Here is a 12,373-nt window from a genome sequence, read left to right on the forward strand (position 1 = left end):
GTCGGATCAATGGTGGATGGCTCGTACATCTCGCCCACACCGCGTTCGTCGGCATGCGGATCCAGCGCCGGGTCATAGACCTTGTTGTCGGTTTTGGTGGAACCGTCACCCAGGTGCGGATACTGGTACAGGTGCGAGGCGACAATGCCCGGAATGGCGTGCCCGATGGCCCGGTGCTGGGCAATCAGCGCCAGGGTGCCGTGCTCGATCTGCTGGAGAATGTCGGACTTGCCGTCGGGACGATGGATTTCCGCGTAGCGCTTGTCCTGCAGCACGGTGGTGTTATCCCGATCGATACCGAACTGCTCCCAGGTGTGCACCAGATGCTGCACGGTGAAGTACTGGGACTGGGTGCGGATATCGTAGTCACCGGCGTCGTACCAACCGCCGTAGTTCAGGCCCGGAATATGCTCGAAGGGCTCGAAGTCGGTATCGGTATTTTCATCGTGGGCAAAGAGGTCAAAGTGCTCGTAGTTGGGCGGTGCCTGCAGGGCATCGTCCAGGTGCGAGGCACCGTGCCAGACCCGGTAGGCTTCGCGCACTTTCATATGGTCCATCTGCACCGGGAAGAAGACATCCAGGGTCAACTGCCAGGTGTTCTCATGCACCTTATCGTCGATCGGGAAAGGCAGCGTGGTCTGGTCGCCATAGGCCAACTGGTAAAGGCCGGGCTCGGTGACATCGGAGAAATCGAAGGTCAGATACTGGTAGCGCAGGTAGTCGCCCCAGGTCTCCGGGGTACCCTGCTTGACCACCTCAGTATCGCCGCTGTCCTTGACCCGCAGCAGACGCGCCGAACCCTCGGGCTGAGCGTTGGCGTCCAGCTCAATGATGGCACGCTTGTTCTGCGCCGGATGATAGCCCAGTTGGGAATAACTGATGACCGGATCCCGGGTCCAGCCGGGGATGCCGTTGATATCCAGTTCCCACTCGGCCACCACACCGGATTCGCCGGCGGGCAGCAGGCTGCGCACCACGTACCAGCCGTTCTGGGCCTTGTTGCGACCGTCGTAGAGCATCAGTTCGCGCTCATCGCGCAGGTTACGGATACTTACGGTGCGTTTGGGGTCTTCCGGCGCCAGTACCAGGTGCTGCCCCTGAGCAAAGGGGGTGGACTCGGTGAGGCCATCTTTGACGATCATCGGGCCGGCGGGGTGGCGCGGGAAAGTGCCGGCCACGCCATCGGCCAGGTAACCCTTACCGAAATAGGCCGCCGGGACAAATTCCATGTTCAGGCCAGCCTTGCCTTCCAGAGCGGCGGGCAGCGGCTCATCCAGCAACACTCGCATCAGGACTTTATCGCCCTGCGCTTCGGTCACCACGGTGTATTCAAAGTCGTGCTCCGGGTAGGCCAACTGGGTTTCCACCCGCTGGCTGTCCCGAATGACCCGGCGCTCGACCAATTGGCCCATACCATCCCACTGTTCGGGGGTGGGCAGCAGGCGCACATCGCCGTTGGTGGCGGTGCGTTCACCGTGGTGGATGATTTCCACACCACTGGTTTTGGCGTCGAAGAACAGGCCGCCGGGTGGGTTGGCGAACGCCAAGACGTTGACGCCGGGGCGTTCGAAGTAATCACGCTCGTTGAGCGTCAGGGTGTCGCTGCCGGGCTGGGTCGCGCAGGCCGTGACCAGCGCGGCGGCGCATAGCCCGACCGCCACGGGTCTGAATAAGGACTTCACTCTCTTTATCATGGTTACCCCTCGTTATCGTGGAATCGCAGAAGGCCCTTATATTCAATATGACCATCTACTTGAGGGTAACCATACCCCAACCGACACCTTTTTTCGAATGTTAAGTGGTCTACGACATCTAAAAACTATACTGGAGATCGAAGTAGGCCCGGACGTCGTCCTCAATATCGCTATCATCCTCCAGCGCCGTATTGCGGGCCGCGAGGGGCTGGGCCAGGGTGAGCGAGCCGCGCACCCCGGCTACGTTGATCCGAAAACCGAGACCAATATTGCTGAACTCCCCCTCGGTGTCCTCATCCCCCTCCAGGATCGCATAGCGCTGCCCGTAGCCATAGTCGGCAAACAGCATGGGCTGCAGCGCGTCTTTCAGTGGCCCGAAACCGGGGAAAATCCAGTCGACACCGGTGTGTACACCGTCGTCCGCAAAATAGGCATTGAGGGCAAAAGCGCGCGCCTTGCGCGGGCCGGACAGAGAGAACTGATTCACCGACGAAAGCGCCTCTCCCGAGTACTGCAATGAGGTGCGGCTGATCACCCGGGTCCCCAGCTCGGTGAAGGGTAACCGCCAGAAGCCGAGCAGGGTATAGTCCAAATTCACCAGAGTCGGCGTCTGAGGCAACTGCTCATCCATCGGGTCCACCTTGCTGAATTCGCTTCGGGTAACGCTCAGGCCCCCTTGGTGCAGCAAGCGTCGCTCTTCATCCAGGCGATCGAAGCGGTACTCCAGCGTCAGATTGCGAACAACGCTGTGCCGCACCAACGCCGAGTTGACAAAGTCCATTTCCGAGCCGATTTCCGCCCAGCGCAAGTGTACCGACCGGTTCTTCAGACGGGTGCGACGCAGTTGATAGTCCAGCGCCGCGTCGAGCACCTCTGAACGACCTTCAATATTCAATGCATCAATATCATCGGAACTCGACTGTCCGACCACAAAGTCATTGCTGGAGGCGCCCACCGAAAACTTCAGGCGCGGAAAGTAGGCGGGCACCCGGTAGCGGAACATGCCATACAGGGAGTTATCCGGCTCGTAGGAGTTGAGCACCCCGACCTGCAGCTGATCGCCAATACCCAGTGGATTGTGCCAATAGACATCGCCGTACAATCGATACTCGCCGGAGGATTCCGAGCCGTGGTTATCGATGCGCAGGTTGGCATCGAGCCGACGCTCGTCGGTGACATTCAGGACCATGCGCGAATCGCCCACCTGTTGACCGGGCTCAAAGAAGCCGCGCGCCCGCACACCTGGCAAATCGTTGACAAAAAACAGGCGCTCTTCAATGACGCCCGCTTTTACCGGTTTATCCAGCACGCCATCGAACACCCGGGCCAGGGTACGGTCCCGATAGTGGTCATTGTTCTCCACCCGTACCTCGCCAAGATTGCCCATCAGCACGGTGAGGTTGACCACGCCGTCGCGCACCCGCTGTTCGGGAATATAGGCTTTGGCTAGAATGAAGCCCCGCTCGCGATAATACCGGGTGATGGTATCGGCGACGGTTTCAATCATGCCCAGAGTAATGCCCCGTTGCCGCCGCTGCTCACGCACATGGAACACCACGCGCTGTACTTCCAGCGGGCCGACGTGGCGATCCTTGGTGTCTTCTTCGATTTCCGCAATCAGATCCGATAGCGATGCCAGCTCATCGAGCGTATAGCCCGATTCCAGCATGGCATCCTCATCCATCATATCGAAGCGCAACGCTTCGACTTTCTCCATCACTTCGGCCCGGGTAATGCCCAGTTCCGGGTATTCCACCAGACCCTGCACGCGAAATTCGCGCACGTTCAGCCGGGGGCCTGCCTGGGGGTCGGGGCTGCGGTCACGCACGGGGGGCACATCCAGATCCAGACGCAGACTCTGCTCTTCCAGATCCGGCACCTCGGTGGTATCCGGCATTTCCAGAAAACTGCCCGCCAGGCATGGCGTGGTGGCGAAGCCCAGGCAGGCCAGACCCACCACTTTCAGAGCTGTTGATACGGCACTCATGAAACGTCCTTTAATCCCTGTTTTTTGGTCGTTATGATTGAACACACTCAGTACGCGGAATACCGTTCCTCGTCTTCCTCCTCATTGCCGTAGCGCTGATCCGGTGGCATAAGAATCGAGACTTCGTCGAAACTGTAGTTGCGTACTGCGGTGAAAATGGCGGGGTCAATGTCTTCCAGGCTTTCCACTTCTACCATCTGTTCACCGGCACTGGTCAGCTCCTGATTGCTGAACTGAATGGCCGAGTTGTTTTCGAATGTTTCCGGTATCTGGCCAAAACCCCAGACAGGCTGCCAGCTCCGAATACCCTGCAGAACCAGCGAGTCCTTGAAGTACATGACCAGCGGCCGGGCCACCGACCCGATATCGCCACTCACGACAAAAAGGCCTCGCCGGCCGACCAGGTCCGGCTTGTTCACATTGATGCCGCCCAGTCCCAGCAGGCTGCCCTCCGCGACCGTAAAACGAACGGTACCGACATAGTAGTTGGCATTCACCACGCCGCCGGCCTCAATGGCACCCTCGGCGGAACGATCAAATACCGGCCCCTCCCGGTTATCCAGGGTCACCGTCCCTTCGTTGAAAAACACAATATCGTCATTGTTGGCCAGGCGATCGATCCGCACGTCCCCGGTATTGCCCAGATCGATCCGGCCCCGGTTATTGGTGGCGTGCAGTTCACGGGTATCAAGCGCGATGGTCTGTCCGGCACCAATGCCCTCGATGGCCGCCAGTTCGATTCGCTGAGCAATCACGCCGGTCGTCTGCGCTTCCAGTGCGGATTCAATGCGCCGGCCACTGCGCAGCGCAATGGTGCCCTCAGGGTTGTCGAGGTAACTGATGGTCAGATTGTCGCCAGCGGCGTACTCAATGTTGCCGGATCGGGTTTCGGTGCGCGCCGAGCGGCTCATGGTCAACTCACCGCCGGCGTCCAACTGAATATCCGCCACCGCAGCCAATCGAGCATTCTGTTCAATAGCGTCCTTGGCGTTAATGCTCAGGGCGCCACCACTGATCACCTCGGCGTCCTGCGCGACCCGCTCACCGGCAAGCTGAATATCGTTTGCGGTAATTGAATGATTGATAGTCAGGCTACCGTTTTGTGCATCGAGATTCAGGCTTTCGGCGCTGAGCCGGTTTTCAACCGACAGGCCCCGACTACCAATCCGCACCTGACCGTCGCTGTCGATGCTATCCAGACGCAATACCTCACGACTGTCCAGCGTCAGATCCCCCACCTGGTCCGCACGCAGGCCCTGAATGCGGTTGTTCTCGTTCATGGCCTGCAGGTTTCCATCAACGGACAGATCCAGAAGGTCGACCGTCCAGGCACCATTACTCTGAGCAACATCACCGCGATTATTGAGCCCGAAAGTCTGTGCCTGCACGTCGCCCAACAACAACTCGCGTTGATGATGCAGCTCAATGTCCTGGGCGGCATCAAGATGAACGGTATTGCTGAAACGGTTGCCGCCATCCAGATAGATACCCGCCTGCTCGGACGCAAAGTGAGTGACACCCGCGACGGAAAGATCCGCGTCGCTGGTAAGATTGCCTCGAGCCGTCACCTGCGCACGCCCCAGGCTGCGCAGTTCTTTCAATACCAGGGCTTCGCTATTACGCAGCGCCAGGCCACCGGTGCCGACATCCGCCATCAGGGTTTCAATCCCGGTCTCGATTGGGCTCTCGACGGAGCCAAACTCGCTGACCGAGACCAGACGCAGCTCGCGTGCGGACAAGGCCTCGTCCGCACTCTGGGTTACCCGGGCGTTGCGAATTTCCAGGCGCCCGGGCACGGACAGGGCACCGACCAGATCCACCACATCGTCGGTATTGGCGGCGAGAGTGAGGTTGGTTTTGTTGGTGTAATTGAGCTGCGCCAGATCACTGACCTGGACGCGATTGTCTTCTATTACGACCCGATCCGGATTCAGGCGGGTGTTGATAGTCAACACATCGGCCAGCACATTGTCCTGCACCTGCGCCAGCTGCGAAAACTCGACACCGAAGACCTTGCCATTGCCGGCAGTGTAGCGAAGCTGTTCCTCACCACCAGTGCGCGTGCTGTAGGTCACCTGATAATTCGCATCACCGCCGGACACCCGCAACTCATCATCGCCTGCGCCGCCGCTCAGACGCTGATTGCCTTCGACACCGGTGGGCAGGTTCATCAGAAACTGGTCATTGCCGGAAGCACCGTCAATCAGGCCGGTCACGCCACCGCCGTCGAGACGGAACGTATCAACGCCCTCGCCTCCAATCAGGTCGGTAACGCCCTCGAAACTCAGGCGGGTGTTGAGCGTACCGGCGTTTTCGCCCCGATCAAGCCGCCAGCTGTTGTCGGCGTGCAGAGAAGTCAAGGTGGTTTTGGTATTGTTCCCGATGAAATGGGTGATGTTGCGCAGGTCTCCGCGGGCTTCCCCCACTGTCACAGCCACGAGCCGGTTGACCTCGGACATGTCCACGGTGTTGTCGCCGTCGCGACCATCGATATAGCCCTGCAACGACCCGCCCGACAGAAACTCGACGACATCGGTGCCATTACCGCCGATCAGATTGGCCACTCCCGTGAAATTGAGGTCACCGAGTGTGCCCCGATTCTCGCCGTCCAGCACCCAGAGGTTTTCGTCCGCGCGCCCGATCAGGGTATGACCGGCGGCCGTAGGTGCCGCCAGGGTATCGATATTGAACACCTGCAGATCAGCCGTCGGTGCGTCCTCTGAGGACGGAGATTCCACCGCCAACTTGAGTTTTCGATCGTCGGCCAGCTCAAACAGATCGAGGGTGTCTTCACCACCCGCGCCGTCAATTGCGCCGCTCACGGCTCCGATACCATGCAGTTCGAAACGATCCGTCTTGCTATTGCCGAGCAGGTCGACAAAGCCGGCGAAACGGATATCACCATTGAGCGAACCGCTGTCCTGACCATCGATCACCCAGGTGTTGGATCGGTCTTCGCCCTGAAGCCGGTGATTGATGTCGCGGTTGCCAACCAGGCTACCAACGCCGCTGACACGAACATCAGCGCCCTGGTTGTTGAGGTCCAGGGAGATCAGCAGCGGCTCGGCGGTGTTCTCGATATTGAGGATATTGTCTGCCAGAGCGCCGCGCCCCTCGATGCGACTGACCAGACCATCGCCCGAAAAAATGAAATTGTCAGTACCGTTTCCACCCACCAGATGATCGATACCCCGAAAGCTCAATTGTCCTTCGAGTTCACCCGCACCGCGCTCCTGTAAACGCCAGGTGTTTCCCTCGCCGGTACCGACCAGTTGATGGTCGCGATCCAGGCTGGCGGTCAACGAGTCGATATTGACCAACCGGGTTTCGTTGTTCTCGCGATCGCCCACCGTAAACCGGTGCGCCAGCTCCGCTTCCTGAGTGGATACCGTATTGAAATCGCCCCGCCCATTGATCTGACCGACCAGCTGGCCTTCGTTCTGCAGAACAAACGCATCCTGCCCGTCACCACCTTCCAGCACATTGAAGTCAATAAAATAGAACGGCTGGTGATTGTCGATGGCCACCTCTCCGTCGTTTACGCCATCGCTGTTAGGCAGATCGGCCAATCGCTGGATGGTCCAGGCCACTGAATCCGTCACTCCGCCTGCAACTTTCAAGGTACTGGTGGTGTCGCTGGCAACGGCGCCACTTTTTCCGACCACGCCCTCAATGCCGAGAATATCCGAATCGATATCGCCCACGGTGACCACGACATCGCCGGCCTGATTGGAATAGTCCACCAGATCGATACCATCGCCATCGCCGCCTTCAATAGTACCGTCCACATTGCCGGTGCCCAGCAATGCAAAGGTATCGCTATGGGTGCCGCCGGTCAGCTCAGTGAAACCCGTGAATGTGACACCCGCGTCACTCGCGCCGGATGCGGTTGGGGAGACCTGCCCGGCATTGAGCGCATTAACCACCCAGGAGTAGGCCGCATCGGAGGCACCGTACAGGCGATTGCCAGCGCCCTGGGCATCAACCTGTTCGATTCCGGCGACCTGAATGTCGACGTCGTTGAGGCCACCGAGTCCGACCGAGACGGGCCCATTGTCAGACAGGGCGGTAAGATCCAACGCATCGACGCCTCCCTCAGATTGAGCTCCGCCGCTTAGCTGTTCAAAGCTGGCCAACTGGCCGACCGTCAGTGCGCCGCCCGCTACGAACAGATCATTGCGAGCGCCGCCCTCCAGGGTTTCCATCCCGACAAACTCGGTACTGGTGCCACTGATGCCCTGTTCGGATACCGTGCCGCGCCTTGCCTCCGTCAATAACCAACGGTTATCCCGGTTGGGCCCTCTCAAGGTGTTGCCCTCACCACCGCCGACCAGCGTCTGGATTGCCTCGAATACAATTGATTCATTGAGCGTTCCACGGCCAGCACCGCTCAGAGCCCAGGCGTTATTGTGTTGATTTGCGCTGAGACGATTATTGCCACTGGCACCGCCTTTCAACACACCGCTGAAGTCGTTGCCGCTGTCGAGAATCGAGAAGTGATCCGCTTGGGTATTGCCCACAAGCGTGGCCATGCCTTCAAAGGCCATATAGTGTTGGCTTACCGTGGATTCCGCCCCCACCGAACCGCCATCCGAATGACTGATCAGCCAACGCGTCGCCACATTGTCGCCGGTCAGAGTATCGTGACCGGAACCAGCCAGTGAGTGAATGTTTTCAAAGCCACTGATCCTGCCATTCGCCGTTTCAATCTCGCCGTCATACTGACCGGTCAGCCGCCACTGGGCCGCCTGCTCGGCAGTTTCGCTATCGGAAAGTTGATACGCCAATCCATTGTCGCCGTTACCACCGTCGATGCCGGAGACCTGTGCCGCCGATGTCAGGGTAAAGCGATCATCGCCTTCACCGCCAAGAAGGTCGGACAGGCCCGTAAAGGACGCAACACGATCCTCAACCGAGCCCTGATCTTTCCCGCTGACCCGCCAGTAAACCGAGTCGTCACCTTCACTCGCTACCTCAAGGGTGTCATCGTTTCCGCCACCGTCGATGGCGCCGGTGATTAGTCCCCCGGTGTTCACCACAAAGGTATCCCTTGCAGAACCGCCCTTCAGATGTTGAACCCCCTCGAAGCGAAGCGAATCGTTACCCAGGTAGCCCGAGTCCGTGCCGGTGACCGTCCAGGTAGCCTCGCTGTCAACACCGTGAAGCACATTATGCCGGTCGTTGCGTGCGCTCAGCGTTTGAATGTTCTGTACCCTCAAAGCGGTGTCCGTCTCGCCTGACCCCGACGGCGTTGACTGCCAGAAGGCAAAACCATAATCAGAGCCAGTGGTATCGATCACATTGCGGCCAGTCCCGCGAGTGGCGCCGCCGTCCACTGAACCGGTGATCTCGCCGGAGCCGACAAACTCGAACCGGTTATTGCCGTCACTGCCCACCAGATGATTGAAGTCGATAAAACGGATTTCATTGTCGCCGCCGACATCAAAGATGCCGTCATTGATGCCATCGCTGGAGGCCAGCTCGTCAAGTTTCTGAACACTCCAGGTGTAATCGCCGTCACCCACCACGCGTAACGTACTGTTGGGTGACCCGTTATCGGTGTGATTGCCGATAATGCCGTTGATCCCCTCCATAGCCATGCTATCGCACCCGGACACACCGTCCAAAAGGGCGATGCAGATATCCCCGTCGCTACTGGAGTAATCCAGGAAGTTGGAGCCACTGCCACCGGTGACTCCGCCGGTCAGGTCTCCGCCTTCGAAGGCAAACACATTGTTCTCGCTGCCTTCCAGAAAAGCAAAGTCATGAAAGGCCAGGATGGTGTCGGTCCGCTCGTTGTTTTCGGGGAACACCTTACCGGTGTTAATGTCGGTAATAACCCACTGATAGGTACCCTCTTGAGGACCTTTCAGAATGTGTCCCTGATTCCCGCTATTGGCATCAGGGTTGGCTGTGAGGGTTTCGATATTGACGATGCTCACATCGACATCCAGGGCATCCCCCATTCCCACGGTGATCCGCTCGTTTGACGAACGTTGGCTCAGGTCGACACTGTCTCGATCATCCACTTGACCGACGGGCTCACCTCCGTTGAGCAGACCGGAGAACAGAGCTCCCGTGGCTGACGCCACAAACTGGTCGCCCTCTTGTCCACCAACCAATGTCGTCATGCCGACAAAGTCAGTGGCGGTTCCATCCACGGCGGGGCTGGCTGCATCTCCGCTCGCAGCAGAAACTACACCCTGATCCGAACCGGTCAGGAGCCAATAGTTATCTCGGTTCGGACCCTGCAGGGAGTTGTTCTCGCCATCACCGACCAATTCATCCATACCACTGAAATTCAGAACCTCATTGAGGCTGCCGGCCCCCGTGTCGGTCAGCACCCAGGTGTTGGCACCGCTGGAGGTCAGGGTATTGTTGCCGCTTCCACCCGAGAGAGTGCTCATGCCGGCAAAATCAAGCCGTTGCTCGTCACCCGACACCGACGTTTCCAGGGTGCCCTCATGCGCGCCGGAAATGATCCACTCGCTGGGGTTACCGGTGCCTTGCAGAGTATCCGCGCCCGAACCCGTCAGCACACTGATGGCGGTAAAGTTGATGCCGTCTTCCGCTTCACCCAAGGTAACCGAACCATTGTTAGGCCCACTAAAAGCCCAGGTCGCAGCGTTCACGTCGTTAGGCTCGACATCGTAGGTGAGCGTGTTGGTACCGGCGCCGGCGGCGATGCTTTGCACCCAGGCCTGAGCGCCGGTCAAGGTAACGCGATCATCCCCCTGACCTCCGGCCAAAACCTCGATACCCGTGAAGGTACCAGCCCGATCGGCACTGCCTGCGGCAAAACCGTCCACCGTCCAGTCGATTGCTTCGCCATCGGCGCTGCCAATGGTCAGAGTATCTGTGCCTACGCCACCATTAACGCCGCCGGTTACGGAGCCGGTCTGCCCGCCATTTCGTACCAAGATGAACTCATCTTGATTCGAGCCACCCCAAAGGGTCTGGATGCCCGTGAAGCTGACCGTCTGACCCTCGGCTACCAGACGACCACCATTGGCCCGATCAATTATCCAGTCACTTTGGAGGTCCGGGCCGATCAACAGATTCTCACGATCAGTGTGGGCCCGAATGGTTTCCATACCCTTGAGCCATAAGGGTGAACCACTGGTGCCGTCTGGAGCCTGCTCCCTGAGCCGAAACGCCACGGCGGCACCAGATTGCCGGGTATCAACGATGTCACTGCCGGCCCGGCCATCAACATAGCCGGTCAGTCTTCCTCCACTTTCAAACAGGAAGGTATCCACACTGGCACCACCCACCAGCTGATTGAAGTCAATGAATTCGACGTCGTCCCCGTCGTATTCGAAGGCCCCGTCATTGATCCCATCAGCACGGCTGTGTCCATTATTGTGAATTCGCCAGACGTAATCCTCATTGCCATTGGCCCGCAACTGACTGTTGAAGCCAGAGCTGCTGTTACCGATCACCCCATCGATGTTATCCAACAGAGGACCATCGCAGGCTTCACTGCCCGCAAGCAGGTTGACGCACAGGTCTCCGATCGCCAGTGAATAATCCAGCCAAGTATCGCCGCTACCACCGGTTATTCCGCCCACGGCATCTCCGCCGTCAAAGCGGAAGTCGCTGTCCTCTCCACCCACCAGATAAGCGAAGCCGGAAAAATCCAGTACGCGATCAGCGCTGTTATTGGGCTGGGACTCGCCCGAAGTGGGCTGAACAGTGCCGGCATTTTCGCCGGTCAGAGTCCACAGGTAATAGCCCGACAGGGGCCCCAGAAGCTGATTGCCGGTACCACCGGCAACGTCATTGCCAGCCTCGGCCGCCGTCAAGGTTTCGATATTGCGGATGGTGATATCGTCGTCAGTCCGGGCCGCCCAACCTGACGCCTGGTTGTCCGGTGTCAGCATCCCCACGGTGACGGCTTGCGTCAGGCCTTCAAGATTCAGCGTGTCATTAGCGCCAGCACCACCATCAATCACTCCCTCAAAGAGGGTATCGCCTGAAGCAGTAAAGGTATCGGCACTGACGCCGCCGACCAGGGCTGCCATACCATCAAACTGAATGGCATCATCGGGATCACCAACGGGGGCCAGAGTGCCCGAACCAGCGCCTTCCAACGTCCACACATTGGTGACGTCAGGTGCGGCAAGTACATCTCCACCACCACCGGACAGCGTACCGAATGATATGAACTGATTGATTCGATCGACCACAGAACCGGTCGCGCCATTATCGCCAAAGTGCGTGACGGTCCAGAGATTATCATCACTGGCCAGACTGAGCGTGTTACTCGCCGTGAGGCCTCCATCCAGAGTGCCGTAAAACGCAGTTCCGGCCATAAGTGTGAAGCTGTCCTCGGCTGACCCGCCCACCAGCGAAGCCATACCCGACAGTGTCAGATTCTTAAGACCCTCCGCTTCGACTTCGTTCAGGTTCCATTGGTTATCCGCCAAGGTCATACCCGCGGTAAGCTCCCAGTCGGTACCCTGGTCGCGTCCGTAAAAAGTGTCCGCTCCCGCTCCTTCCAGTGTTTGAATACCACGAAAGGCTTCGACCCGGGTATCACCCCCTTCCTGTACGGCCGCCCTATCGGCCGCCGAGTGGTCCAGGTACCAGTGATTGGTCCCGCCATTGACCGATAGAGTGTTGCCTGCATCAGACCCGCCGTCGATCTCACCGGCGAAAAAGGCACTCTCGAGCAGCATGAACCGATCAG

The 12,373-nt window shown here is 58.9% G+C and carries 3 protein-coding genes; all 3 read right to left on the reverse strand.

Going from position 1 to position 12,373, the window contains the following annotated elements; genetic code table 11:
- Positions 1–1,682: glycoside hydrolase family 9 protein (locus B3520_RS15205; protein WP_286876388.1), on the reverse strand; the 1,682-nt coding region annotated here is incomplete at its 3' end.
- Positions 1,683–1,812: 130 nt separating this feature from the next.
- Positions 1,813–3,681, reverse strand: a complete 1,869-nt coding sequence (locus tag B3520_RS15210) for a ShlB/FhaC/HecB family hemolysin secretion/activation protein (RefSeq protein WP_286805037.1) — start codon at positions 3,679–3,681, stop codon at positions 1,813–1,815.
- Between the two features lie 47 nt (positions 3,682–3,728).
- Entirely contained in the window at positions 3,729–12,362 is an 8,634-nt protein-coding gene (locus B3520_RS15215) for a beta strand repeat-containing protein (RefSeq protein WP_286876389.1), read from the reverse strand.
- Positions 12,363–12,373: the final 11 nt, after the last annotated feature.

This window comes from Marinimicrobium sp. UBA4509 (assembly GCF_002388575.1).
Lineage (GTDB): Bacteria > Pseudomonadota > Gammaproteobacteria > Pseudomonadales > Cellvibrionaceae > Marinimicrobium > Marinimicrobium koreense.